21 protein-coding genes are annotated in these 26,593 nt (G+C 41.5%); 7 read left to right on the top strand and 14 right to left on the bottom strand.

Annotated elements, in window-relative coordinates:
* Positions 1 to 234 precede the first annotated feature (234 nt).
* Positions 235 to 1,218: a rhodanese-related sulfurtransferase gene (locus tag EAG18_RS18970; RefSeq protein ID WP_125253932.1), complete on the bottom strand. Its 984-nt coding sequence runs from the start codon at positions 1,216 to 1,218 to the stop codon at positions 235 to 237.
* A 208-nt stretch (positions 1,219 to 1,426) separates the two neighbouring features.
* Between EAG18_RS18970 and EAG18_RS18965 the strand changes: the two genes are divergently transcribed.
* Together EAG18_RS18965 and EAG18_RS18960 are read left to right on the top strand one after the other, a co-directional pair.
* The gene (locus tag EAG18_RS18965) at positions 1,427 to 2,758 is read left to right on the top strand and encodes a DEAD/DEAH box helicase (RefSeq protein WP_125253931.1); all 1,332 of its coding nucleotides are present in this window, start codon (positions 1,427 to 1,429) and stop codon (positions 2,756 to 2,758) included.
* A 2-nt stretch (positions 2,759 to 2,760) separates the two neighbouring features.
* A complete protein-coding gene (locus EAG18_RS18960) occupies positions 2,761 to 3,591 on the top strand; it encodes a S1-like domain-containing RNA-binding protein (RefSeq protein ID WP_125253930.1) in 831 nt (276 codons plus the stop codon).
* Positions 3,592 to 3,632: 41 nt separating this feature from the next.
* Here EAG18_RS18960 and EAG18_RS18955 read toward each other — a convergent pair whose 3' ends face one another.
* From EAG18_RS18955 to EAG18_RS18940, 4 genes are all read right to left on the bottom strand, one after another.
* On the bottom strand, positions 3,633 to 4,514 hold the full coding sequence (locus tag EAG18_RS18955) for a patatin family protein (RefSeq protein ID WP_125253929.1): 882 nt from the start codon (positions 4,512 to 4,514) through the stop codon (positions 3,633 to 3,635).
* Between the two features lie 155 nt (positions 4,515 to 4,669).
* Complete coding sequence (locus EAG18_RS18950) at positions 4,670 to 7,786, bottom strand: efflux RND transporter permease subunit (RefSeq protein ID WP_125253928.1); 3,117 nt, start codon at positions 7,784 to 7,786, stop codon at positions 4,670 to 4,672.
* A gap of 8 nt (positions 7,787 to 7,794) precedes the next feature.
* Positions 7,795 to 8,832, bottom strand: a complete 1,038-nt coding sequence (locus EAG18_RS18945) for an efflux RND transporter periplasmic adaptor subunit (protein WP_125253927.1) — start codon at positions 8,830 to 8,832, stop codon at positions 7,795 to 7,797.
* 417 nt (positions 8,833 to 9,249) lie between these two features.
* On the bottom strand, positions 9,250 to 11,286 hold the full coding sequence (locus EAG18_RS18940; protein WP_125253926.1) for a bifunctional 2',3'-cyclic-nucleotide 2'-phosphodiesterase/3'-nucleotidase: 2,037 nt from the start codon (positions 11,284 to 11,286) through the stop codon (positions 9,250 to 9,252).
* Positions 11,287 to 11,328: 42 nt separating this feature from the next.
* On the opposite strand from EAG18_RS18940, the gene EAG18_RS18935 reads away from it, so the two are divergent.
* The 3 genes from EAG18_RS18935 (at position 11,329) to EAG18_RS22225 (ending at position 14,447) form a co-directional block, all read left to right on the top strand.
* Positions 11,329 to 11,532, top strand: a complete 204-nt coding sequence (locus tag EAG18_RS18935; protein WP_125253925.1) for a hypothetical protein — start codon at positions 11,329 to 11,331, stop codon at positions 11,530 to 11,532.
* 348 nt (positions 11,533 to 11,880) lie between these two features.
* Positions 11,881 to 13,680, top strand: a complete 1,800-nt coding sequence (locus EAG18_RS18930) for a 6-hydroxymethylpterin diphosphokinase MptE-like protein (protein ID WP_185745627.1) — start codon at positions 11,881 to 11,883, stop codon at positions 13,678 to 13,680.
* Positions 13,680 to 14,447 (top strand): hypothetical protein, encoded by a 768-nt coding sequence (locus EAG18_RS22225; RefSeq protein ID WP_185745626.1) that lies wholly within the window; start codon positions 13,680 to 13,682, stop codon positions 14,445 to 14,447. Before EAG18_RS18930 ends, EAG18_RS22225 begins: the two co-directional genes overlap by 1 nt.
* Before the next feature lie 57 nt (positions 14,448 to 14,504).
* On the opposite strand, the gene pyrF is transcribed toward EAG18_RS22225, so the two are convergent.
* The 9 genes from pyrF to gyrA all read right to left on the bottom strand — a co-directional run bounded on the left by pyrF (position 14,505) and on the right by gyrA (position 25,001).
* Positions 14,505 to 15,215: an orotidine-5'-phosphate decarboxylase gene (gene pyrF, locus EAG18_RS18920; RefSeq protein ID WP_125253923.1), complete on the bottom strand. Its 711-nt coding sequence runs from the start codon at positions 15,213 to 15,215 to the stop codon at positions 14,505 to 14,507.
* A 28-nt stretch (positions 15,216 to 15,243) separates the two neighbouring features.
* Complete coding sequence (locus EAG18_RS18915) at positions 15,244 to 16,380, bottom strand: lipopolysaccharide assembly protein LapB (protein WP_125253922.1); 1,137 nt, start codon at positions 16,378 to 16,380, stop codon at positions 15,244 to 15,246.
* Between the two features lie 2 nt (positions 16,381 to 16,382).
* Positions 16,383 to 16,646, bottom strand: a complete 264-nt coding sequence (locus EAG18_RS18910) for a LapA family protein (protein ID WP_125253921.1) — start codon at positions 16,644 to 16,646, stop codon at positions 16,383 to 16,385.
* 17 nt (positions 16,647 to 16,663) lie between these two features.
* Entirely contained in the window at positions 16,664 to 16,954 is a 291-nt protein-coding gene (ihfB, locus tag EAG18_RS18905) for an integration host factor subunit beta (protein WP_010377033.1), read from the bottom strand.
* A gap of 62 nt (positions 16,955 to 17,016) precedes the next feature.
* Positions 17,017 to 18,684 carry a 30S ribosomal protein S1 gene (gene rpsA / locus EAG18_RS18900; protein ID WP_125253920.1) on the bottom strand — a complete coding sequence of 556 codons (1,668 nt, stop codon included), beginning with the start codon at positions 18,682 to 18,684 and terminating at the stop codon, positions 17,017 to 17,019.
* A gap of 97 nt (positions 18,685 to 18,781) precedes the next feature.
* Complete coding sequence (gene cmk, locus EAG18_RS18895; protein WP_125253919.1) at positions 18,782 to 19,498, bottom strand: (d)CMP kinase; 717 nt, start codon at positions 19,496 to 19,498, stop codon at positions 18,782 to 18,784.
* A 249-nt stretch (positions 19,499 to 19,747) separates the two neighbouring features.
* Entirely contained in the window at positions 19,748 to 21,028 is a 1,281-nt protein-coding gene (aroA, locus tag EAG18_RS18890) for a 3-phosphoshikimate 1-carboxyvinyltransferase (RefSeq protein WP_125253918.1), read from the bottom strand.
* The gene (serC, locus tag EAG18_RS18885) at positions 21,028 to 22,110 is read right to left on the bottom strand and encodes a 3-phosphoserine/phosphohydroxythreonine transaminase (protein ID WP_125253917.1); all 1,083 of its coding nucleotides are present in this window, start codon (positions 22,108 to 22,110) and stop codon (positions 21,028 to 21,030) included. Before serC ends, aroA begins: the two co-directional genes overlap by 1 nt.
* Before the next feature lie 218 nt (positions 22,111 to 22,328).
* Entirely contained in the window at positions 22,329 to 25,001 is a 2,673-nt protein-coding gene (gyrA, locus tag EAG18_RS18880; protein ID WP_125253916.1) for a DNA gyrase subunit A, read from the bottom strand.
* A gap of 262 nt (positions 25,002 to 25,263) precedes the next feature.
* Here gyrA and ubiG point away from each other — a divergent pair, with 262 nt between their 5' ends.
* Positions 25,264 to 25,974, top strand: a complete 711-nt coding sequence (gene ubiG, locus EAG18_RS18875) for a bifunctional 2-polyprenyl-6-hydroxyphenol methylase/3-demethylubiquinol 3-O-methyltransferase UbiG (protein WP_125253915.1) — start codon at positions 25,264 to 25,266, stop codon at positions 25,972 to 25,974.
* Complete coding sequence (locus EAG18_RS18870) at positions 25,971 to 26,567, top strand: HAD-IA family hydrolase (RefSeq protein WP_125253914.1); 597 nt, start codon at positions 25,971 to 25,973, stop codon at positions 26,565 to 26,567. The genes ubiG and EAG18_RS18870 overlap by 4 nt, the downstream gene beginning before the upstream one ends.
* Positions 26,568 to 26,593 lie beyond the last annotated feature (26 nt).

Genomic DNA, 26,593 nt, shown 5'->3' with positions numbered 1-26,593 from the left:
ATCAGTATTAGTGATTTACTGCTATTGCCTTTAGCTGTTGCAAAGAAAGCGCCATCAAGATATAAACATGTAACAGTATGATTTTTAATTAATTTATTTTTATTATGTGTCTTAAGAATAATAATGGGGATAACTTGGTTAGAAAAGACTACATACTGAGTATGAAAAGTTTGCACATCTCATAGCAAAAAGGAGCCATTGGGCTCCTTTTATTCATTTTATTAAAAGCAGTGCTTAAGATTTTTGGCGCTGAGCTTCTTTTTGCGCTAGTTTTTCTTCTTTACGCTTTCTAATTGCCTCTTGAGCATCATGGCCAATATGCCCTTCGCCACGTTGCTTAGCCAATTCAATCTGCTTTTGACGCTCAGCAAAACGAGCAATTTGCTCTTCTGTTAGATCTTTGTGGCAATGATGGCAAGACACGCCTTCCATATACTCATCACGTTGCTTTTCTTCTTCGGTGATTGGCATACGACAAGCATGACATTGATCATAAGAGCCTTTATTCAAATCATGATCGACCGCTACACGGTTATCAAAAACAAAGCACTCGCCTTCCCACATCGTTTCTTCTTTTGGCACTTCTTCTAAATATTTTAAAATGCCGCCTTCGAGGTGATAAACCTCTTCGAAACCTTGCTCTTTCATGTATGCTGTTGACTTTTCACAGCGGATCCCGCCAGTACAGAACATCGCTACTTTTTTGTGCTTTTCTGGGTTTAGATTATTTTGCGCCCACTCAGGGAATTCACGGAAAGTCTTGGTTTTAGGATCGATGGCATTTTTGAATGTACCGATCTCGATTTCATAGTCGTTACGCGTATCAACGAGTACCACATCAGGGTCTGAAATCAATGCATTCCAATCTTGTGGTTTTACGTACGTACCAACCACTTCTTTAGGGTCTATACCTTGTACACCCATGGTCACGATTTCTTTCTTAAGCTTTACTTTAGTGCGGTAGAAAGGGCAAGTTTCATCGAACGACTCTTTATAAACGATGTTATCAAGGCCTGGTTGCTTGTCTAACCAAGCTAGTAGTGCATCAATACCCTCTCGCTTTCCCGCAACAGTACCGTTAATACCCTCTTCGGCAAGTAATAACGTACCACGAACTTCATTCGCTTCCATCACATCGTGAAGTGGCTGTCTTATCTCTTGATAGTTAGGTAAAGAGACAAACTTGTACATAGCACAAACAACGTATTGTTCTGACATTGTATTTTCCTAGATTTAAGCTTTGATTAGCTTACACATTAAGCATGACGATGTGTAAAGCATGAAAACCGAGTCGTAAACCCGGCGCTGAGGCGCGTATTCTACGGATTTTTGATTAAAATGCAAAAAACACAAATTCTATATCCGATAGCGTCTATGCTTTGGTATAATCTCGTGTTTTTAAAATTCAAGACTTGGAGAAATTGACTTGAGATTCACTGAACTTGGGATAGATACGCGCCTAGAACAACAATTAGCTCACCAAGGGATCACGGAACCTACCGAGATCCAAGCGCATGCCATCCCAACGGCTTTAGCTGGCCACGATGTTTTTGCGCAGTCTAAAACAGGCTCAGGCAAAACCCTTGCCTTCTTGCTGCCCGCCGTACAGCGTGTAATGAAGCAAAAAGCGCTAAGCAAACGCGATCCACGCGTGGTTATCGTCGCCCCAACTCGTGAACTCGCGACTCAAGTATTCTCTGAATGTCGTGCTTTGTGTGCTGGCACAAATATTCAAGTCTGTAAGGTTTTAGGTGGTGAGAACTACAACGATCAAGTAAAAGCGCTTCGCCGCGACCCACATTTTGTGGTGGGTACACCGGGACGTATTGCCGATCATGTTGAAAATCGCTCTTTGTTTTTGGGCGGCCTTGAACTGCTTATTTTTGATGAAGCAGACCGTATGTTTGACCTTGGCTTTGAGAAACAACTAGACATCATTAATGACTCTGCGGATCATCGACAAAGACAAACCCTTCTGTTTTCAGCCACGCTAGACCATACTCAGGTTGAAGCGTCTTCGCGTCAACTACTGAAATCGCCAAAACGCATTATGCTAAGTAATGCCCACCAGCAACATGAAGACATTAAACAAGCCCTGTACTTTGCCGATCATTTAGATCATAAAGAAGCGCTGCTGAAACACTTCATCACAAAAAGTGAGGTTGGCCAGTGCATTATATTTACTGCAACCCGCGGCGACACCGACAGGTTAAGTAAATTATTAAACGACATGTCGATTAAAGCGGTATCACTCTCAGGCGACATGCCACAAAGCAAACGCTTAGATATCATGGAAAGCTTTAGTCGTGGCATTTATAAAGTGTTAGTAACCACAGATGTCGCTTCCCGCGGATTAGATTTATTGTCAGTAACGCATGTTATTAACTTTGACTTACCTAAGCAGGCTGAGGAATACGTGCACCGTATTGGTCGTACAGGCCGAGCTGGCTTCAAAGGTCATGCGATTTCGCTTGTGGGTCCAAAAGACTGGAATAGTTATGTGGCAATCAAGAACTATCTTGATGAACCATTGCGCTTTGAAGAAGTGGAAGGCTTGGTCGGTAAATTCAAAGGGCTTAAACAAAAACCACAGCATGGTAAAAATCGTCCTGCAAATGTAGCGCCTAGCAAAACGAGTAAACCAAAGAAAAAGCCTGTGAAAAAAGCACAGCCACGAAAAGTGATCCAGCCACCAATTGATATTGATGGCTCAATGCCACTACGTCGCAAACCAAAACCACAAACTGACGAGGAATAATCATGCTAGGTCAAATTAAGATGTTAACCATTGAAGAACTTACCGCTGAAGGTGCGTACTTGAACGGTGGTGAACTTGGCGATGTGTTTCTTCCGCGCACAGAAGTGCCAAAGCACATGGAAGAAGGCGACTCTGTTGAGGTTTTTATTTATCAAGATAACCTTGGGCACGCTACCGCAACGACGAAAAAGCCGTTAGCGCAAGTTGGAGAGTTTGCCCTACTGCGTGTAAAAGAAATCAATAAAGTTGGTGCCTTTTTAGATTTGGGCATAGATAAAGACGTACTTGCTCCATACAATGAGCAAAAACCGAAAATGCGCGATGGTTACAGCTATTTAGTGAAATTGTATCTAGATAACGCCAGTAAACGCATCTGTGCATCCAGTGCACTGGGTAAATTTTTAGGTAAATCGAAAGCTCAGTATGATAAGTTTGAAGAAGTAGACTTGATTGTCGCTGCAAAAACTGACTTGGGCTATAAAGTTATTGTCAATGAAAAACACTTTGGCTTGGTTTTTTTCAACGATGTATTTAAGCGCATGTACATCGGCCAGCGGATGAAAGGCTTTGTGAAAGCGGTTCATGACGAAGATAAGATTGACGTGGTATTAGAGAAACCTGGCATAGGAAAAGTAAAAGACCTAGCAGAGGAAATATACAGTAAACTAGAAGAAAGTGGCGGCTATTTACCATTGGGTGACAAGTCAGATCCTGACGCCATCAAACGCACTTTCTCTACCTCTAAGGCTAACTTTAAAAAAGCCATTGGTGGTTTATTTAAAGATGGCCGAATTGACATTGAAGCGACTTCTATTTCAATTCGCAAGTCTTAACCGATAATCATAGGTAGCAAGTCTCAATCTGAGACTTGCTATTACATCGGGCTGGCTTCAAACATATCACGCCACTTATCTACCGCCTTTAGCCCTAATTCAAAGCCCAATTTATAGTCTGACTTTAAGGTCTCGGGACTTGATCCTAGTACCATCGACTCGAGTGTTCTAGTTGGCGCAATTTGAATGACATTAACGTCCTCTGGCGGAGCCTTCATAAAGTTAACTGCATCGGCGTAGCGACTTTGATAGTGATGATACATTTCAAACATTTTTGGAGATTGATTAACCCGTCGCATAATTGGTTTTAACCGCTCTAGCACTGGCATCTTGCCATCATCGTGGGCCTCTATTGTCCTTATCACCCATATATTTTTTGCACCTTTTTGATGCGCCCAGCGAACAGGTAATGGATCGGCAACACCGCCATCCATCAAGCCATGTCCTTGCACATTCACACCGGGGCGATATAAAAATGGAATGGCACTCGACGCTTTAAGGTGCGTAAACATATTGTCATGCCACGTATGCAAATAATGTGGCGCTAGTGATTCAAGATCACTTGCTACCGCGTAAAAGTTACTCTTTGGCGTTAAATGATGCGGCTCTGTAGGAAAGCGTACCTTAGTGCTGTGCTCGACTTGATGAAAATACCAATCGAGATCAATAACATTCCCCCCAGTAAAAAAGCGTGCGGGGCGAAAGAATTGCTGCTCTGTCGTTAGTGATTCAATGGCAGTTTGCGCATACTGGCTAGCACGAGCGCAATATGCAGCAAGATTTTGTGCCCCTGCTGATACTCCCACTTTTAAATCAAACGGCGTAAACCTTTTTTCAAGAAAAGCATCAAGCACTCCCGCAGTAAAAATACCTTTTTGACCTCCGCCTTCAGCAATAATTGCGGAACGTATATTATTTGCCATAGTGTGCTCTTTTGTTATAAAAAACTGTGCTTCACTCTATTTACTGAGGACAAAACCCTGTAAATTCAAGTTTTCATTCGGTAATAAAAATGCCCTGCTGAGCATCAAAGTTCAAGCAAGGCATTTATAGTACTCTCTGAATGACTAGGATGAGATTAGAGTTTGCTTACTGAACTCTCTAATGGCCTTTTTAAAAAGGTGACCAATAACGCAGGTAAAATGGTGAGTGTTACGATAGTTGCCATAGCAATACCGCAAAGTACTATCATGCCCACTCCCCGATAAAGTTCAGAGCCTTCTCCTGGAATAAAGACCAAAGGTGCAAGACCACATAGCGTCGTCATTGTCGACATGACAATCGGTTTTAATCGTGTTTGCAGTGCCGAGATCACAGCTTCATAAACACTCATTGAGGTGTTTTCCAGATTTCTACGACTTTGATCAACGATTAGTATTGGGTTATTTACCACAGTTCCAAGCAAGATTAAAAAGCCAAGCATAGTGATCATGTCAAAAGGCTGATGAAAAGCTCCTGTAACACTTCCAATACCATTGATAGCAATCAAACCCAGTAAACCGCCAGCCATACCGAGGGGGACTGTTGCCATAATAAATAATGGATAACCCCAGTGTTTAAAAATAGCGACCAACAATAAATAACAAAGTGCCAATGCAACGATAAAATTACTACCTAACGCTTCTTTTGTTTTGTCTAGTTGATCGGCTGCCCCACCAATACTCACATTGACACCGGGCAACAGATCGCCTTGTCTCTGGAGCTGTGGTAACAACTCGGTTCTAACCAACTCCTGTGCTTGCTCAAGCGCCACATTTCTTGGTGGAATGATATAAACAGTCACCGTTCTGCGACCATCAACTCGGCGCAAACTATCGCTGTCAGCTTTTTCTTGCAGATCCGCTAAAGAACTTAATGGGATTAGGCCTGCTTTTGTGACAACGGGTGACTGCGCAAGTTGTGACAGGCTTTGCTGATTTCCAGCCTCTGAAAACAAGAAAACATCCACTTTATCGTCGCCTAAAATAAGCTCATCGACATAAGCACCATCACTCAAGGCCGCTACCGTGTAGCCCAATTCATCTGCACTCATACCGACCTCAGCGAGCCGCTGCCACCTAGGTTGAATTTCAATGAGAGGTTGGTCAAGAGTCAGTGAAGAAGGTGCCGAATCTATCTGAGGGTTATCAAATACCTCTCCTGCCAATCGGTAAACCGCATCTGCAGCACGATAAAGTGCTGTTTGATCTGTGCCGCTAATGTCCAAGGCAACAGCTCTAGAACCACCATCATTACTTGAAATGATAGATCCTCTAGAAGAAAATGCACGCATGCCTGGATAGCTTCTGAATTTACTCGTTATCGCATCCATCATCTCGTCAATGTATTCGCCATTATACGGCTCGCTTAATAGCCAAATACTGCCAACACCGACGGACATTGAATAATATTTAAGAGGTGGTAACTGTGTTTTCCCCGCAACAAAATCACTATCGTCATTTTCCAGATGCTTGTTTAAGTACGGGAGTATTTCGTCACCAATCTTCTGCATATGACTAAGGTTATACCCTGGCGGTGCTATCATCATCGAAAACGCTTTGGGCTCTTCACCTTCTGGTAGATACTCAGCTTTTGGCATAAATAGCCATGCACCACCTAGCAGTAGCACGCTCCCCAAAACAATACACCCAATACGAGCAGAGCTGCTTGATAGCATAGCTGGAACAACTTTTGGCAACGTCAGTGTTGATAGCATGCCGCTGGTAATATTCTTGCATGCGAAATTCGCATTTGCAGCAGGCACGACAAATAACGCAACTAGCATAGAGGCGATGATCGCAGCGGAAATTGCAATAGCGACATCTGAATATAACTGCCCTGCTTCTTGCTGAATAAATAAAATCGGCGCGAACACAAGCACAGTAGTCAGTGTTGACGCCAGTACGGCTGGCCACACTTCTTGTACGCCAGAGATAGCTGCTTGCAACTTATCTAGCCCACGACGTCTGGCCTGCTCTATATTTTCAAGCACAACGATAGTGTTATCAACCGTCATCCCAATAGCAAACGCGACTCCAGCTAAAGAAATAACATTAATCGTCCTATCAAAAAGTAGTAATCCCAAAAACGCTGCAATAGTACAAATAGGTACGCCCATTACACCAATGAGTGTAGAGCGTGGGCTTTTTAAAAACCAAAACATCACCAAAGTGGCGAGGAGCGCGCCTAAAATGAGGTTGGTCCATACGTTTTCAACAGATCCTTTGACATAACGAACGTCGTCACTGAGTAACGTTAGCTGTAAACCATTGTGTGAGAGCATGTCACGATTGATACGCGCCACTACCTGCATCATTTCTTCTTTTATCGCCATCACGTTAGAGCCACTTTCTCGTCTAACCGAAAGCATTAATGCTCGCTCGCCGTTGTTATATGCAACATCTCTGACCTCGTAGTGGTCAAGCTTGACTTCAGCAATATCTTTTAGTTTGATAGTCGTATTCTGGCGTTGACTGACTACCAATTCCTCCAGTGCTTGTGCAGATTGAAAACGACCGACCATACGCAGTAAATAGCGACGTTTGCCACTGTCTATATCTCCAGCTGACGCATCTTGGTTGCGACTTCTTATCGCATTTCTAACATCAACCAAACTAATTCCGCGACTTGCTAGTTTTTGTTGGTCGACCAAGATCTGCACCTGATAAAGTGCACCACCACGGACGTTAACTTGAGAAACACCAGAAACTCTTTCCATCTCTGGACGAATAAAGTCTTCGGCATAATCACGCAGCATATCAATATCGATGTTAAGCGGATTACCTGATTGTGGCTTTAAGTTAAAGAACATAAACGCATTGCTCGAAAATGAGCTGCTATACAACACTGGTTGATCAACATTTTCAGGATAATTTGGCACTTGAGACAATGCGTTACTGACATTTATCAGTGCTTCATTTACATCAACACCAAAAGGAAACTCTAATTCAATCTCGGCTTCACCAGTACTTGCATAACTCGACATCCGCTTGAGATTGGCAAGGGAGCGTAGGTATCGCTCTTGCTCTATTAATATTTCCTTCTCTACGTCTTGAGGTGTTGCCCCAGGCCAATTTGTAACAACAGAGATTGTTCTTACTTCCAGATCAGGGATCATTTGCACGGGGATCTTAAATGCAGCAACAATACCCAATATTGAGCAGATTAATACCGTCACGGCAACGAGAATGGCATGTTTTACACTCGCTTTTAACATGACTACTCCTATAGCCCCGGCACGATATTTAACAGCTGATCGGCTTGTAACAGCTCATTGCCTTCCACTACCACTTGCTCACCAACCTGCAAGCCTGAAGTCACTTCAATATATCCGTTTAATCTACTTCCTACTTTTATGTGTTGGCGCTTTGCTTTACCGTTATCTACAACGAATACGCTGAAGCCACCATCAGGGTGACGCAGTACTGCATCATTTGGAATAACGACACTTTGTAGTGCATCGACCAGAGGCAGTTGCGCTGTCGCTGAAGCGCCGACTCGCAGCCCGCTATCTGTTGCTACAACCAGTCGAAGTAGAAAAGTCCGGCTAGCTTGGTCGACTACAGGAAGCTTAGCTAATACTTTTGCTTGATGTACCAAAGAAGTATCACCAGCGACATTGAAATTAACTGCGCTGCCAACTTTAACCAGTTGGAAATACTCCTGAGGTACTTGTAAATCAAGCCAAAGTGTTGCTTCGCTTACCAATTCAAAGACCGTTTGGCCTCGGGTTACCCACTCACCTAAGTCAACCGTACGTTTTGCAATAACACCGGAAAAAGGTGCGCGTAATTGGTGTCTATTTAACAATTCTTGTTGATATGTAATATTTGCTCGCGCTTCTAATAACGAGGCCTCTGCTAATTTCAGTCTAGTGTTTCGCTCTGCAAGCTCTGTTTGTGCAAACAATTTTTGTTTTGATAAGGATTTGGCTTCGTTTACGAGCCTTAATGCGTTATTTCGTTCAACTTGAGCTCGCTCTAGAGCCGCTTCTAAACTTTTAAGCTCCGCGTTTATCAATGCGGCATCTAAACCTAGCAGGACAGTTTGTGCAGTAACTATATCACCGGTTTCAGCTAAAATAGTTGTCACCACGCCATCCGTTAAGCTTGATACCTCAGCATGCTGGGCGGCGCTGATCGATCCTGTTAAAGATAATGTTCGTTGAAGTTTCTGTTGTTTCACTTCTGCCACTACCACATTGGCAGCATCAGCAAATAAATAGAAAGGCAACAGGAATAAAATTAAGCAAACGCTTTTCATATTACATTGTTCCAAAATTATTTGACCATAACCCTTTGAGTTCACACTCGAAGAATACAAGCAGATTGACAAACTGTTCCGTCCAATACGTAAAGTTGCCAAAACGAGGACACATTAACACAAATAGCAATCATTACCATCCAAACATGTTAAATGGAATAAAAAGGTAGTTGATATGATGTTAAAGGTAGCAATCAAAAAGCGACTAGCAATAATCTCTTAAATATAAAGTTGTGCATAGACAAAGTTTGATTGCATATATCTTGGTTGAAACTGACCCGAAGAGCGTTAAAAATCGATTATGAACGATAGTCCCTGACTAGTGACCTAGGAAACGCGTTTAAGCAGCAGGCAATCTACTCATTTCATAGTGAACGAAGCCGTCGAAGAATAAATAATCGGCGGCTTTTATAAAAGTTACAGTGGTTGTGTTAAATCTAACTGATACAGCGCAAATCCATTTTCGTTGGTTTTTCCGGTAGGGAGAATATGAATAAACTGCTGGCTATATAACTCTGCATCAGTGCTCGCTGAGCTAAAAAACTCAATATATGCGCCAACCACAGGAGAAAATGACCAGTTCATATCAGCGGATGGATCTAAACCCTTTGCACCATTTTTTTCACTGACATAGGTAATATAATCAGCGACGACCTGACGGTTCTCATTTGGTGAATCCACCACTATTTTATCAGCTGATACGTTTGGAAAGTTACCGCCGCCCGAAGCGCGATAGTTATTTGTTGCCACTAAGAAAATTTGCTCATCTGTTACTAGCTCGCCTTGATATTTAAGTGCTTTGATCCGATTACCGTTAGAGACCTTGTCACCATTTGCTGCGTAACGCGCAGGCTCGGTAACATCAATCTGATAAGTTACGCCATCTAACACGTCGTAATTATAAGAAGGAAAATCGGGGTTGATCAACGCCTGAACCCCCTCAGTGTTTGCTGTGATCTGGTTAAATTGTCCAGCAGACATTTCAAGCCATTCACGAACTTCAGCACCCGACAGCTTCAGTACTTTGAGCACATTTGGATAAATATACATATCAGCTACGTTACGATAAGCAATGTCTCCGGCAGGAATCGCGGTGAAATCATCGGGCCCACCTCGACCTGCGCGAAATGGCGCACCAGCGGAGAGAATAGGCAGACCTTCCAACTCCGTACCTTGAACGATTTTTGCGGTATACCATGCTTGTGCATCAGTAACGATCTGAATAGATGGATCGTCATTAACCAAGGCGAAATAGCTATTAACGGTATTGGTAATTTTTGCGAATGGTTCATTGACCCAAGTCCGCGTTTCATTATGCTCATGACGAATCGCGGCTTCAATAGTTGCATCGCTCTCTACCAAAGAAACAGTATTACGATTATCATCAGTCTCGTAAATTGGCCTGAGCGTTGATTGAGAATCGACTACAACCCATTCTCCTGAATTAAACCGAACATCTAAGTCAATTATACCTAAATGATTTCCCCAAAACCCCGGCATCACCGCTGCAACACCATTAATCGTACCCTTTTCGTTATCAATACCATAAGCTTGTAAATCGCCGTAGCCAGCCCCGGGAAAATTGGCGTGTGCATGGCCGAACATAATGGCATCAATACCTTCAACTTTCGACAGTGCATAAGAGGCATTCTCAGCCATCGGTTTATCAGCGCTTACATCTAACCCTGAATGTGGAATAGCAACAATGACATCCGCACCCTCAGCTTTCATTTTGGGCACATAATATTCCGCCATTTTTATAATATCTTTGGCAATCACCTTACCTTCAAGATTGGCCTTATCCCACTGCATAATTTGCGGTGGCACAAACCCAATAAACCCAACGTTAATCACTTGCTCCTTACCAAGTTCATCAAGAAACCGTTTTTCTTTAACAATGTAAGGGGTAAAAAAAGGGACGTCATTTGATTCGTCTTCGTCGCCATCAACTTTAAACACATTGGCGCTAATATAAGGAAAATTGGCATCATTAATTGCCTCTTCCAAAAACTCTAGGCCGAAATTAAATTCGTGGTTACCAATATTTGCAACATCATACGTTAATGTATTCATCGCTTTGTAAACAGGATGAACGTCACCTTCCTTTAAGTCTTTTATCTTAGCTATATAATCACCAAGTGGGCTGCCTTGGATTAAATCGCCATTATCAACAAGCATGGCGTTTTTCACTTCGCTTCTAGCATGGTGGATCAAAGCTGCAGTTTTAACTAGTCCAACTTTGTCATCTTGCTTGTCAGAAAAGTAATTGTAGTTCAGCATGTTTGCATGTAGATCCGTAGTCTCTAATAAGCGTAGAGAAACCAAAGTGCCCTCTTTGGGAAGCTCAGCTACCTTAGGTATATTTATTTCAACGTCATTATCAGAGTCTGAGCAACCAGTTATTATACTTGCCACACCTAAAAGCAGTGCTATTGGGAATCGTGTTGTATTCATAAGTCCTTTCTTAGCGTTATCTGCATACTCGCGTATGCTTAAGTGAATTTGAGTATTGCCTATCAATATCAAGCCATTGCATTTTGCATGGCGGATGTCACTATACGAGGTAAAAAAGTCAGAGAAGCTAAAAATTTGTGGCAGTTAAATGCAACAAATATGACGTTACTAAATCTGTTAGTTGATGATGAAAAGAGCCACTGTATGACAGAGATTTATAAGCTGTTGGACAATTTATCCAGCTGACAACATTTGCACACTAAACTGAGTTAATGTTAATTTGGGGCAGGTGAATGAATAATCGTTTTACTCTATTTCAACCTTGTGGAGTAGCAAAAGAAAGCTAGAGTTATTCGCTAGCTTTGAGTGTATATAATTTATTTAATTAGCTTGACGCCATAAGATTTCGATAAATAGTTTGTAACTTTTAGGCTAAGCGTCGATAAGTTAGCCTTCTCAACTCTTCAGGAATTGATGAATTGCACTGTCGCTTGGAAGGTAACAGCTATGGATAGTAATATGAATACTTTAAATAAAAGCAATAAAATTATAAAATAAGAACATAACTGAAAGTTTAAACGGAATAGAATGTATATGGAATTCACTGAAGACAGTAATATCAAATTCAATGTATCTTCCTGCCTTGATGAAAACGCATTACAGCAAATTGAGACAAAGTTTTATGGCGGCGATGCAAAAACCGCATGTAATCAGCAAGTCGAGTTATTTTTTAAACAACCCACACACCTTTCTTTAAGCTTTTCCAGAAATAGCACCCAGTTTTCACATCAGAAATTTATAAACGAAGCTTATGATGTGGCACAAAAGCTTGGCTTTAGGGCAAATTCAATCCCCAACAGAAGTACCTTAATAGTGCTGGGATTGGGTGCTGGCTACCATGTACCACTATTACTTGAGAAGTTAAACTACGTAGATGTAATTGTTATAGAAAATAACAAAGCGCTAGAAACTATTGCGCATAACAATATAAACCTCAATTCTTTACGCGAAACATGTATAAAAAGAGGAGGAAATTTAAAAGTTCTACAGTGTCAAAACTACTCATCATTTTTATTTCAGATAAAGCAGTACTTAACCGAGCGGCATTGTGGAATACTTGCTGACATTAGCTTGTATCGACACTACAACAACGAGCTATTTGATGAAATATATGAAAAATTCACAGAGTGGAGAAACTCTCTTGTGAGCATGTGGGGATATGCCGAAGATGAAATCATAGGTATAAGACACACGTTAGCAAATAATGATAGTTTAAGGGTATTTAAAAAATCAGACTTCTCTTGCTTTTCTAACACAACAGCATTAATTGTTGGAAACGGCCCATCATTAGACTTAGTCATCCAAGATATAAAAAGCTTTAAAGGCCTAATCGTTTCCTGCGGTACCTCTTTAGCTAGCTTGCTAAAAAATAATATCACGCCGCATATACATGTAGAAATGGAAAGAACTGAAAGCAATCACACGTTGAAAGAGCGTTATCTAAGTGATCCGGCGTTAAAAAATACAGTTTTGCTGACATTAAACACTATTTCACCAAAAACATTATCTTTATTTAAAAATAAACTTGTTTTTTTCAAAGCTAACGATTCAGCATCAGAAATAATAAAGCTAAGCAATAATATTGATCTTTTGTATCACTGTAACCCAACGGTAACAAATGCAGCTGCCGCAGCGCTAATCTACATGGGAGTTGAGAAAATTATATTGTCTGGATGTGACTACGGGTTTATTGATGAAAAAGAACATCATAGTATACATTCTCAATACTACAATGAGAGTGACCGCCTAAGTAAATCCAAATTTAAAGGTAGCTTTTATGTAAAAGGAAATAATACCGATAAAGTACTTACGACAAGAATATTTAATGAGTCAAAGAAATCATTAGAATCATTATTTAGAGTAAACCCAAAGGTAAAAGTTTATAATATAGGCAATGGTGCAAAAATAGATGGTACGTTATCTACTCAGAAGTTTCCATGTGACGTCGCTGAATACAATAATGAATACCTTTTACATACAATATCTACATTTAAAACTGTCAATTCAACTCATAAAGCTATAAATAAAAATGTCTCATCTATAGTTGAGGTTATTAACAGCCTCAATAGGAAAATATTATCTTCTTTTAGCTATGAGGACGTTGTTAACGGACTTTCAAAAACTATCAGAGAGTTAGAGGAAAATACCTATGATAGAGCAGCAATGATCCTTCTATCAGGAAGTCTTAAATATATTTTGTTTTCAATACAAAACCACACAAATCACATATCAAAAAATAGTGAGGATATATATATAAGAGAAATAAAGGAACAGCTTGTAAAAGCTATCACACAAATAAAGTTAGAAATTATAAATTTAAATAAGGATAGATAATGAAATTCAACATCTTTGCAGTTCTACCTCTCTCAGTCATCTTGGTAAACACAACTCAATCAGTGGCCTCTGCTGCAGACAATATCAGAGAAACCGCGCAACATAGCGCTGAATATCAACTGGGCTCTGAATATAGCGCCGATATGTTTAGCACAGGCGACTCATTTGGTGCAGGTGACTCATTTGGTACTGGTGATTCATTTGGTACTGGCGATTCATTTGGTACTGGCGATTCATTTGGTACTGGCGATTCATTTGGTACCGGTGATTCATTTGGTACTGGTGATTCATTTGGTACTGGCGATTCATTTGGTACTGGCGATTCATTTGGTACTGGCGATTCATTTGGCACTGGCGACTCAACTGGTAGCTCAACGTTCCCATATTCTAGTACTGAACTAACAAAAGGCGTATTACACGTTGAATATGAGCAATATGGGTTTAGATCTCCTCTTTATGACATTTGTGTCAGAACAAATAAAAACTTAGTTATAGCTAGGGCGACAGAACAAACAGAGATTGATAGGGGTGCAGACTTTATTGCTAGAGGCAATTATAAAGTTAAGAAAAATATTTTAACTTTGAAGATCGGTGCTACCGATGCTCATAAATTAGAGAAGTTCATCTTTAAGGCAAGCGAAGATCCAAATTATACCTTTATGGGTGACTGGTACATCAATAAAAATAATAAGACGAGAGTATATGCACAATATCTCTCAGAAGATTATTACTATGCTTATGGCTGTGACTTAAAACTAGGACAATAAAAAAAAGCCAACGCTCATGGAGCGTTGGCTTTTTCTTCGTTATATAACAGTATTTTTTTATGAGGCTACAATACTATCGTTAACCGCTTTTAGTGCTGCTGCAGGATCTTTAGCTTGTGTGATAGGACGACCGATAACAAGATAGTCACTACCAGCTTGCACAGCTTTTTGTGGTGTCATAATGCGTTTTTGATCGCCAGCATCAGTTCCTGCTGGTCGGATCCCTGGTGTAATAAGCTTAAACTCTTCACCAAGCTCACGTTTCAACAATTCGGCTTCTTGTGCAGAACAAACGACTCCATCAAGACCTGACTCCTTTGCAAGTTTTGCTAAATATAGCACTTGCTCTTGCGGAGTCTTTTCAATTCCAAGTTTAAGCAATTGGCCCTGATCCATACTGGTTAAGACTGTAACAGCAATAAGTAGTGGTGCTTTATCACCGTAAACTGTTAAGGCTTCTTTCGCCTTTGACATCATTTCATGACCACCACTTGCATGAACATTAACCATCCATACCCCTAGCTCAGCAGCAGCAGCTACTGCTTTTGCGACTGTATTGGGAATATCGTGAAACTTTAGGTCCAAGAATACATCAAAGTCCATGTCTACAAGTTTTTTTACAAACTGTGGGCCAAAATAGGTAAACATTTCTTTACCCACTTTCAATCGGCATTCGTCAGGTGAAAGTTGAGAAACAAATGATAATGCAGCGTCTTCATTATTATAATCAAGCGCAATCAAAACCTTTTTAAAATCTTGTGTCGACATAGTTACCCTATTTGGCCAAATCAAAAATTTAATAACCGTCTAATCCACGGCTTGGAGCAAGAGACTCCCAGTGTTTACATGAGGGACATAACCAATACATCGTATGGCTTGTAAATCCACAATGACCACATTGATAATTTGGTTTAGTCGCAATATAAGACTTAACCAGTTTATCTATTTCTTGCAATACGTGATCAATTTTAGCATCTTTACCACTTATAAGTTGTAGCAAATAACTAAAGCCTCTAATTGATGGTTCACGCTTTAAACTATCAGTTAGAAACTCTATGGCCTCTGGAATTTTCCCTTGTCTTACCATACCTTGGCAAAACTTTATTCTAATCAATACCCCACCTTTCTCTAATAACTCAGACACCAACTCAAAGAACTGTTCGTGAATATTTAATTTAACATAACAAGATTCTAGCTCTTCTAACACTAGAGGAGCCATAAATACAAACTGACTTACAAGTTTACGCCAATAATATATACACTTAACATAGTCATCGTGTTTATACGCATCTTTTCCCATTTCATAAAGAGGTCTAACCGTTTCATGGGCAAGAGAGGTCGCCTTTTCAAATAAGCTTGGGTTATTTTCGAGAACGGCAGCTTCACAGTAAAAATTTGCAATCGTTGCACAATGGGAGTTTTTTTTGAATAACTCAGAATGCGCCTCATACATATGCATTCCTTTACGCCAGTCTCTAGTTTGAGAGTAGAGGTTTAAAATCGGATCAAGCGCCTCTTTAAAACCCAATTTTACTAGAATAACTAAGTGCTCCTCGGCACTATCTAATAAACCTGCCAATATGTAATCTTGAGCAAGTTCTAAACGGCATGATTTGACAACTTCTTCATCAAGATTTGGCTGTTTAAGTAACAGTTCATGAATTTTGATTGCTCTATCTAGCTCTCCTCGCTTCCTAAATAAAGATGCAAGGGTAAGATAATGATCTACTGAATCTGCAGAGACTTCTAAAAGTTTGGTAAGATGTTCAAGACCTTGATCTTCCTCTCTATCTAATAGGAACTTCAGGCCTTTACTATATTCTGAGGTGATCTGCCTGCTTTGTTCTAGTGCTTGATTTTTAGCACTATTTTTACCCATAACATAACCGTATGCAGCGGCCACAGGTAGTAATAAAAACAGCAGCTCGATCATGACTAGCGTTCGGTTGCTTGGCTAAGCTTACTATTACTTTTTTTTAGGCGATGGTTCTGCCATTTAAGCTTAGATAAAACCGGTGCGGTTACCAATAAGCCAATCATTATTCCAAACGCTAAACAAATGCTCATTAAGGTTGCGAGTGGTAACTCTGCACTTGCAATTACAAAATTGACACCAACTACTTGTGGATTTTGTGTTCCAACTAAAAATGCAATCAGTATGGCAACAACAGCTAATCCCTTTTTCAATACTGCAACCAAGTTTTGCTCCGTTAGACTTAATTATTTAAGCTTTCGTTTACTCTATCGCGCAGTTCTTTGCCTGGCTTAAAGTGCGGGACATATTTACCGTCTAATTCAACTGTTTCGCCAGTCTTAGGATTACGACCAGTACGAGGTGAACGGAAATGAAGCGAGAAACTACCAAAACCGCGGATCTCTATGCGTTCCGAGTCTGATAATGAGCCAGCCATTTGTTCAAGGATTTCTTTTACCGCATTTTCTACATCTTTAACAGGAACATGAGCGTGCTGCAGTGCAAGTTGTTCTATCAATTCAGACTTTGTCATAATGTTTCCTTTAAGGGTATAAGGAAGGGCTAAGCGCCCTTCCTAGTGTAAAGACTTATTAATTAGTCTTTTTGAGCATTTTTGAAAGCTGCAGCCATTGCGTTTTCGAACGCAGGCTCTTCTTTCTTAAGCTTCTCTAGAGCTTCTTTTTCTTCAGCTTCGAAGATAGCTTTAACAGATAGGCTGATAGTACGATTCTTACGATCAACACCTACAAATTTAGCTTCGATTTCGTCACCTTCAGAAACAGCAGCAGTTGCGTCTTCAACACGCTCCTGTGCGATGTCAGCTACACGGATGTAACCTTCAACGCCTTCACCTAGCTCTACAGTTGCGCCTTTAGCGTCAACTTCAGTCACTTTACCTTTAACAATAGCACCTTTTTTGTTGGCGTCTAGGTAGTTAGTGAATGGATCAGCATCGATTTGCTTAACGCCTAGAGAGATACGCTCACGCTCTGGGTCAACTTGTAGAACGATAGCTGTGATTTCGTCACCTTTCTTGTACTCACGTACAGCTTCTTCGCCTGGAGTGTTCCAAGAGATGTCAGATAGGTGTACAAGACCGTCAATACCACCGTCAAGACCGATGAAGATACCAAAGTCAGTGATTGACTTGATCTTACCAGAAACTTGGTCGCCTTTATTGTTAAGACGAGCAAATTCTTGCCAAGGGTTAGCTTTACACTGCTTAAGACCTAGAGAAATACGACGACGCTCTTCGTCAATTTCAAGAACCATAACTTCAACAGTATCACCTAGTGAAACTACTTTTGAAGGGTGGATGTTCTTGTTAGTCCAGTCCATTTCTGAAACGTGTACTAGACCTTCAACGCCTTCTTCGATTTCAACGAAACAGCCGTAGTCAGTTAGGTTAGTTACGCGACCAGTAAGCTTTGCACCTTCTGGGTAACGACCAGCGATAGCAGCCCATGGATCTTCGCCAAGTTGCTTAAGACCTAGAGAAACACGAGTCTTCTCTTTGTCGAACTTAAGTACTTTAACGTTGATTTCGTCACCTACGTTCACGATCTCTGAAGGGTGCTTAACACGCTTCCAAGCCATGTCAGTGATGTGTAGAAGACCGTCAACACCGCCTAAGTCTACGAATGCACCGTAGTCAGTAAGGTTCTTAACGATACCTTTAACTTCTTGACCTTCAACAAGGTTTTGAAGTAGTTCTTCACGCTCTTGAGAGTTTTCAGACTCGATAACAGCACGACGTGAAACAACAACGTTGTTGCGTTTTTGGTCTAGCTTGATTACTTTGAACTCTAGCTCTTTACCTTCAAGGTGAGCGGTGTCGCGAACTGGACGTACATCAACAAGTGAACCAGGTAGGAATGCACGGATTGAATCAACTTCAACTGTGAAACCGCCTTTAACTTTACCGTTGATAACACCAGTAACAGTCTCTTGCTCTTCACAAGCTTTCTCAAGACGGATCCAAGCTTCGTGACGCTTAGCTTTTTCACGAGAAAGGATAGTCTCACCGAAACCGTCTTCGATTGCATCTAGTGCTACGTCTACTTCGTCGCCTACTGCAACTTCTAGTTCACCAGCAGCATTTTTGAATTGCTCTGCAGGGATTGCACTTTCAGACTTAAGGCCAGCGTCAACAAGAACAACGTTGTTCTCGATAGCGATTACTGTACCTTTAACGATTGAGCCTTGCTCAACTTCAAAACCCTGTAGGCTTTCTTCAAATAACTGCGCAAAATTTTCTGACATACTAAATACGTCTCTATAAAGTTAAATTACCAATTAGCAACCATGCTGCATGGGGTTGTTAAATAAACACTAGCTTCCTGCCTGTGTCATTAAAAAATTACTTCGGCAAGCAACTTTTAGGAAGCTTACCTGCCACAATGGCGTCTTGGATAAAAGACATAACCTGTTCGAACACTTGCTCAGCGTTATGCTCTGTTGTATCAACAACAATAGCATCACTGGCAGGCACTAATGGGGCAACCTTGCGATTCATATCGCGATCATCGCGAGCTTTAATGTCTTCCAACAGACCACTTAGTGTAACATCATGGCCTTTTTCATTCAACTCAACAAATCGTCTGCGAGCGCGTTCTTCTGCGCTTGCCGTTAAATAAATTTTGAGCTCTGCGTCAGGGAACACAACCGTTCCCATATCACGTCCATCTGCTATCAAACCTACTTCGCTTCTAAAAGCACGTTGACGACGCAGTAAAGCTTCTCTCACGCGAGGAAGTGCCGCAATTTTTGATGCTGCCGCACCAACTTCTTCATTGCGAATGGTGTTTGTGACGTCTTCACCTTCAAGTACAATTTTGCTTCTTTTAGTTTCTTTATCTATTGAAAATTGTACATCCAAATTGGCAGCGAGTGGGACTAACCCCTCTTCGTTGTCTGTAGCAATTTGGTGGTGTAGTGCAGCCAAAGAAAGTACGCGATAAATCGCACCACTGTCCAACACTTCCCAATTTAATGTTTCAGCTAACAAGCGACAAACAGTTCCTTTGCCTGAACCACTTGGGCCGTCTACGGTGATAACTGGCATAGCTGCCTGCATTTAGACCTCCTAAAAATGCTCACCTGAATTTGACGGCGCACAGTATACGTCAATTTGCTGAATATATCCTTATTTACCTGTCATTTTTTGTTATATGTCAAATTATTAGTGCCATTAAATACCGTAAGACACAAGCTTTTGGCATAAAACCAGCCATCAAATTTATACAAATAATTGTTAGAACGGGTTACTTTTTAGCTGAGGTAAACTGAAAGTTGATGCCGAAGAGACTCGGCATCAAGATAGATTTCAGTACTGGCTAATACTTTCTAGTACTGAAAAATAAGTGGGAAAAGTCTTGGCTGTACATTTAGGGTCGTTAATAGTGATAGACTGCCCTCCTACCGCAACCATAGAGAAACACATCGCGATACGATGATCGTTATATGTGTCCACATCTGTAAAGTTAAAATTAACAGGAGGAGTCACTTCGATATAATCATGCCCTTCAACTACGTGCGCACCGACCTTTTTTAGTTCAGTCGCCATTGCAGCCAACCTATCAGTTTCTTTTACACGCCAGTTGTAAATATTTCGAATCGCCGTTTTACCACTGGCAAATAACGCTACCGTTGCAAGTGTCATTGCCGCRTCAGGGATTGCATTGGCATCAATGTCTACACCATTTAACTGGCCCTTACGAACCACAATACGTTCATCATACCACTCGATATGCGCACCAACCTGTTCCATCACTTTGGCAAAACCAATGTCCCCTTGCACACTTTGTTTACCCACTCCGTTGATCTCAATTTCACCACCTGCAATGGCAGCGGCAGCAATAAAATAGGACGCCGAGGACGCATCTCCTTCAACCATGAGTGTACCTGGAGACCGATACTGCTGACCGGCCTTCACAACAAAGTACTGATAATCGTGGTTTTCTACATGAACCCCAAAGTGAGCCATCACGCCAATGGTAATATCAATATAAGGCTTAGATACAAGTTCACCTTTAATCCTGATCTTAGTATCGCCACTGAAAAGTGGCGCTGCCATCAGCAGTGCTGTTAGAAATTGACTTGAAATACTGCCGTCAATTTCAACTTCACCACCGGTAAGTTGCTTACCGACAATCTTTAGCGGTGGATAATCTTTGTTTTTGAGATATTGAATATCTGCACCAAGCGTTTGCATGGCATCAACAAGATGGCCAATTGGGCGCTCTTCCATTCGCGGCTCACCAATCAGTTCATAATCACCGGATATAGCAGCAAGCACAGCAGTTAATGGCCGATACGCCGTACCAGCATTGCCTAAAAATAACGGCTCAACGGGGGAAATAAAGTTACCACCATTTCCTTTGACAAGTGCCACCGTGTTGTCGTCTTCTAGTGTCACTTCAACGCCTAATTGAGACAGTGCACCTAACATATGGCGAATGTCATCGCTATCCAATAAGTTCGTCACTTTTGTCGTGCCTTCGCACAATGCCGCAAGCAACAAAATACGATTTGATAAGCTTTTAGAGCCAGGTAACGTGACACTGCCACTAACTTTGGTTATAGGCTTAAGCGTTAACTGTTCCATCAACCATTCTCCTTGGCAAACTTGTCCATAAATGCAGCTAAAGCTTTTATCCCTTCAATTGGCATTGCATTATAAATACTTGCACGCATGCCACCTACAAAACGATGGCCCTCTAGCGCTATTAAGCCGTTTTGCTCAGCTTCAGCTAAAAATTTGTCGTTGAGACTTTCATCATTTAGCCAAAATGGTACATTCATTAGCGAACGGCAATGTTTAGCCACTTTGTTTGAGTAGAAATCTGAGCTATCAATGTAATCGTAAAGCACAGCTGCTTTCGCTGTATTATGCGCTTCCATTGCTTTCACGCCACCGATACTTTCTAAGTGCTTGAATACTTCAAAGGCAAGATACCAAGCAAATGTAGGTGGTGTGTTGTACATACTTTGCTGATCAGCTTCAATAGCGTAGTCTAGAATTGCAGGCCTAGGCAAGCCCTCTCGTTTTAGTAATGTTTTACGAACAATTGCAATACTTAACCCTGAAGGGCCAATGTTTTTCTGCGCACCTGCGTAAATCAAATCAAAATCATCCACATTGATTTCGCGTGAAAGGATGTTGGAGGACATATCAGCAACAATTGGTGCTGTAGGATGCTTAGGTACTTCAAATATTTCGATGCCGTCTATTGTTTCATTTGGGCAATAATGAATAAATGACGCTTCCTCCGGTAATTTCCACTTAGATACAGGCAAAATGTCAAACTGACCATTTTCGTCGGCTCGGATATTAACTGCGTGTGTTTGAGTAAACTTCGCGCCCTCTTTTGTCGCGCCGGTTGACCAAATACCATTTTCAACATACACGCCAGGCAAACCATCCACATGCAAATTCAATGGTACTGCTGAAAAGTGACCACGGCCGCCACCGTGCATAAATAACACTTCAAACTCGTCGGAGATATTCATTAAACGACGTAGGCTGGCCTCGCACTGCTTCGCCATCTCCAAATAAGGCGCAGAGCGATGGCTAACTTCCATCACCGATACGCCTAAATTTTGCCAATCTAAAAACTCTTTTTGCGCTTTTTTCATCACTTCAACAGGTAACATCGCAGGACCCGCGCAAAAATTATAAACCGTCATATTTTTCCTCATTCCTAATAAACTAGCCCATCCAAATTAYCGATGAATTGTTATCATATTTTTTTGAATGAACAGTGAGTTGCCCAAGCAAAAGCCGGATAGTTCGTAGCCTTAATTTATCAGGGTTCGAGCTATTGTCATAGAGGGGGAGATTGAAAAAACTGACATAAAGAAAAAAAGCGACCGAAGTCGCTTTTTATATTAAAGATAAGGTTGTGTTATTCCTCGGTGTCCGAATCAACTGCTGGGGTTGCTTCACCTTCAGCTTCAACAATTTCACCTTCTGGCAAGTCTTCTACTTCAATTTCTTCAATCCGTTGAAGACCGACCACTTTTTCTTCTTCCATCGTACGAATTAGGATAACACCTTGAGTGTTTCTTCCTACCGTCGATACTTCGTTTACACGTGTTCTTACTAGTGTGCCACGATTTGAAATCAACATGATTTCATCGTTATCATCAACTTGAACAGCGCCAACCACCGAACCATTTCTTTCAGTCACTTTGATAGACACAACACCTTGTGTCGCGCGACTCTTCGCTGGATACTCTTCAAGTGGAGTACGCTTTCCGTAACCGTTTTCAGTCACGGTCAAGATTGCACCCTCTCCTTGCGGTACAATTAGCGATACAACTTTCACATCGTCTGGCATCTTGATACCACGAACACCTGTAGCTGTACGACCCATAGGACGTAAGGCTAGCAACTCTTCACCTGTTTCAGGGTCACGCTTCACTTCACCCGTTTCCGAGTCACGTTGTTTCTCATTGAAGCGGACAACTTTACCATGCTCAGTAAACAGCATGATGTCATTTTCGCCTGTGGTAATGTTAGCACCGATAAGGCTATCGCCTTCGTTCAAGTTGATGGCAATAATACCACTTGCACGCTGACGACTGTATGCTGTCAGAGGTGTTTTCTTAACGATACCACTTGCCGTCGCCATGACGATAAACTTATCCTCTTCGTATTCGCGAACCGGTAAAATTGTCGTGATACGTTCATCGGCTTCCAATGGTAATAAGTTAACGATTGGTTTGCCGCGCGCAGCGCGAGAGGCAAGTGGCAATTGGTAAACTTTCAACCAATATAAACGGCCAGCGGTTGAGAAACACAAGATTGTATCATGCGTATTTGCCACCAGTAGACGCTCGATGAAGTCTTCATCCTTCATCTTAGTTGCAGAGCGCCCTTTACCACCACGGCGCTGTGCCTCGTAATCACTAAGAGGCTGGTACTTCACGTAGCCTTCGTGAGAAAGTGTAACCACGACGTCTTCTTCGTTGATCAAATCTTCAAGGCTAATGTCATGTGCAGCCGCGGTGATCTCTGTGCGACGCTCATCACCATACGTATCTTTGATTTCAACTAGTTCATCGCGGATAACTTCCATCAAGCGTTCTGGAGAAGATAGGATGTACAGAAGTTCAGCAATGATGTCGAGTAGCTCTTTATACTCAGCTAAAATTTTCTCATGTTCAAGACCGGTTAGCTTGTGTAGCCTTAAGTCAAGAATGGCTTGCGCCTGTTGTTCAGACAAGTAATATTGACCATCACGGATCCCTAGCTCTTCAGCTAACCAATCTGGACGTGCAACGTTCTCTTCGCCAGTGCGCTCAAGCATTGCTTTCACATTACCAAGGTCCCACCCACGCGCTGTTAATGCTGCTTTCGCCTCAGCTGGTGTTGGTGAGCGACGGATCAGTTCAATAATTGGGTCAATGTTTGCAAGTGCAATTGCTAAACCTTCAAGCGTGTGTGCTCTGTCTCTGGCCTTACGAAGATCAAAAACAGTACGACGAGTTACTACTTCACGACGGTGAATAATAAACGCATCGAGCATTTCTTTGAGGTTGAAACATTTAGGCTGGTTGTTGTCTAGCGCAACCATATTAATACCAAACACAGTTTGTAACTGCGTTTGTGCATATAAGTTGTTTAGTACAACTTCACCGACTTCACCGCGCTTAATTTCAATAACAATACGCATACCGTCTTTATCTGACTCGTCGCGCAGCGCACTGATCCCTTCGACTTTTTTGTCTTTTACAAGCTCAGCGATCTTCTCTATTAATCGCGCTTTATTTACTTGATACGGAATTTCGTGGACGATGATTGTTTCTTTGTTTGTTTTTTCATCGACTTCAATTTCCGCTTTGGCGCGGATATAAATCTTACCACGACCTGTTTTATAAGCTTGTTCGATGCCTTTTTTACCACTGATAATAGCAGCAGTTGGAAAATCAGGACCTGGTATATAGTCAATCAATTCTTCAATGGTAATGTCTGGGTTTTGGATAACAGCCAAACAGCCATTGATCACCTCAGTTAAATTATGAGGTGGAATATTGGTTGCCATACCAACTGCGATACCAGAAGAACCGTTAACCAATAGGTTTGGTATTTTTGTTGGTAAAACATCAGGTATTTGTTCTGTACCATCATAGTTTGGCACATAATCCACAGTTTCTTTTTCAAGATCTGCAAGTAACTCATGTGCAACTTTCGCCATACGCACTTCCGTATAACGCATTGCAGCAGCAGAGTCACCATCAACAGAACCAAAGTTACCTTGTCCATCTACTAGCATATAGCGCAGAGAGAAAGGTTGAGCCATACGTACAATTGTATCGTACACAGCACTATCGCCGTGCGGGTGATATTTACCGATAACATCACCAACTACACGAGCTGATTTCTTATAAGGTTTATTCCAGTCATTTTTCAATTCATTCATCGCGAATAATACACGGCGGTGAACTGGTTTTAGACCATCACGTACATCAGGTAATGCACGGCCTACAATAACGCTCATCGCATAATCTAGATATGAATTTTTTAATTCATCTTCGATATTGACTGGCAGGATTTCATTGGCGAGATCAGACATTTGACTCCACTTTCCTTCAGTGTCCACCCCTTTTATGTCACACTATTACGTGTGTAGCGCTGTTTGCTGAATATCAAATGGCTTGTTAATTGAAATGCAAAATCAAAGCACTTATTAAAAACCGAATTGCTTCAGCGTATCAGCAAGGGTGTTGTTTATTATAAAATTCGTTAGCCATGCTATCACACTTTTTAGCGTTTTACAGGTGCTATTTTTATCAAATCCCTTTTATAATGCGCTCAATTCGACGAGGAAGTTTTTTATGACCGAACATCAAAATGTAGACCCTAATGAAATAGCAAAATTTGAAGAAATCGCCGAACGCTGGTGGGACAAAGAAGGAGAGTTTAAGCCGCTTCATAATGTTAACCCCTTGCGATTAGACTTTATTAACGATAAATGTGGCGGTTTATTTGCTAAAGATGTACTAGATGTTGGCTGCGGTGGCGGAATACTAACGGAAAGTATGGCGAAGATGGGGGCACATGCAACCGGTATTGATATGGGTCAAGAGCCACTAAATGTTGCCAAACTACACGCGCTAGAAGCCAATATTCAGGTGAACTACCAAAAAGTACCAGTTGAAGATTTTGCCCAGCAGCGTGCTGGTACATTTGATGTAGTTACCTGTATGGAGATGCTTGAACACGTACCCGATCCAGAGTCTATCATCCGCGCAGTTGCAAAATTAGTGAAACCTGGTGGACATGCGTTCTTTTCTACCTTAAACAAAACCACTAAAGCTTATTTGCTAGCTATTGTTGCCGCTGAAAAGTTACTGAAGATTGTGCCAGAAGGCACTCACGAACATGACAAATTTATTCGTCCTTCTACTTTGATAAATTGGGCTGAGAGTTATGGCTTAAAAGTAAGAGCAGCAAGCGGTATTCACTACAATCCGATTGGACAGACATTCACTTTAACTAAAGACGTTTCCGTCAACTACGTACTTCATTTTGAGAAGCTAGTATGATTAACGCTGTTTTATTTGACCTAGATGGCACACTGCTCGACACGAGTGAAGACTTGGGTGCTGCGCTAAATCACGTTTTAGCAATGAATAATATGGCTGTGGTTGAAAAAGCCATTTACAGCAGTGCCATATCTGACGGGGTCGCGGCAATGCTAAAAGTGGGGTTTGGCGACACCTTGCATCAATTTGATGTTAATCAACTACGCCAATCTGTACTCGACTATTATGCGGATAACCTTGCCAAACACTCTCATTGTTTTGCAAATATTGGGGCGTTATTGGATAGCCTTCGAAAGCAAAACATAAAGGTAGGGATCATGACCAATAAGCCTGAGTTTTTGACGCTACCGTTATTAAAGCAAATACCAGAACTGGCAATGATAGATATWGTGGTTTGTGGCGATACGCTTTCAGTCGCAAAACCACACCCAGAGCCGCTCTTATTGGTTGCCTCAAAACTGGGGGTTGATCCCAGTCAATGTATGTATGTAGGTGATGCAGAGCGTGACATTATTGCTGCAAAATCTGCAAAAATGAAAAGTGCTGTTGCGATGTGGGGGTTCACATTATTGCTGCAAAATCTGCAAAAATGAAAAGTGCTGTTGCGATGTGGGGGTTC

The sequence above is a fragment of the Pseudoalteromonas sp. J010 genome (assembly GCF_003934235.1).
GTDB classification, from domain to species: Bacteria; Pseudomonadota; Gammaproteobacteria; order Enterobacterales; family Alteromonadaceae; genus Pseudoalteromonas; species Pseudoalteromonas peptidolytica.
Note: the sequence above shows the minus strand (reverse complement) of the source record. Positions and strands in the feature narration are given on the sequence as shown.

What these genes read in the sequence shown, in the direction of transcription:
- EAG18_RS18915 (WP_125253922.1), bottom strand. Translation starts at nt 16,380, where the DNA reads ATGATCGAGCTGCTGTTTTTATTACTACCTGTGGCCGCTGCATACGGT.
- rpsA (WP_125253920.1), bottom strand. Translation starts at nt 18,684, where the DNA reads ATGTCAGAAAATTTTGCGCAGTTATTTGAAGAAAGCCTACAGGGTTTT.
- ubiG (WP_125253915.1), top strand. Translation starts at nt 25,264, where the DNA reads ATGACCGAACATCAAAATGTAGACCCTAATGAAATAGCAAAATTTGAA.
- EAG18_RS18960 (WP_125253930.1), top strand. Translation starts at nt 2,761, where the DNA reads ATGCTAGGTCAAATTAAGATGTTAACCATTGAAGAACTTACCGCTGAA.
- pyrF (WP_125253923.1), bottom strand. Translation starts at nt 15,215, where the DNA reads ATGTCGACACAAGATTTTAAAAAGGTTTTGATTGCGCTTGATTATAAT.
- EAG18_RS22225 (WP_185745626.1), top strand. Translation starts at nt 13,680, where the DNA reads ATGAAATTCAACATCTTTGCAGTTCTACCTCTCTCAGTCATCTTGGTA.
- EAG18_RS18940 (WP_125253926.1), bottom strand. Translation starts at nt 11,286, where the DNA reads ATGAATACAACACGATTCCCAATAGCACTGCTTTTAGGTGTGGCAAGT.
- EAG18_RS18970 (WP_125253932.1), bottom strand. Translation starts at nt 1,218, where the DNA reads ATGTCAGAACAATACGTTGTTTGTGCTATGTACAAGTTTGTCTCTTTA.
- serC (WP_125253917.1), bottom strand. Translation starts at nt 22,110, where the DNA reads ATGACGGTTTATAATTTTTGCGCGGGTCCTGCGATGTTACCTGTTGAA.
- ihfB (WP_010377033.1), bottom strand. Translation starts at nt 16,954, where the DNA reads ATGACAAAGTCTGAATTGATAGAACAACTTGCACTGCAGCACGCTCAT.
- gyrA (WP_125253916.1), bottom strand. Translation starts at nt 25,001, where the DNA reads ATGTCTGATCTCGCCAATGAAATCCTGCCAGTCAATATCGAAGATGAA.
- EAG18_RS18945 (WP_125253927.1), bottom strand. Translation starts at nt 8,832, where the DNA reads ATGAAAAGCGTTTGCTTAATTTTATTCCTGTTGCCTTTCTATTTATTT.
- cmk (WP_125253919.1), bottom strand. Translation starts at nt 19,498, where the DNA reads ATGCAGGCAGCTATGCCAGTTATCACCGTAGACGGCCCAAGTGGTTCA.
- EAG18_RS18955 (WP_125253929.1), bottom strand. Translation starts at nt 4,514, where the DNA reads ATGGCAAATAATATACGTTCCGCAATTATTGCTGAAGGCGGAGGTCAA.
- EAG18_RS18950 (WP_125253928.1), bottom strand. Translation starts at nt 7,786, where the DNA reads ATGTTAAAAGCGAGTGTAAAACATGCCATTCTCGTTGCCGTGACGGTA.
- EAG18_RS18930 (WP_185745627.1), top strand. Translation starts at nt 11,881, where the DNA reads ATGGAATTCACTGAAGACAGTAATATCAAATTCAATGTATCTTCCTGC.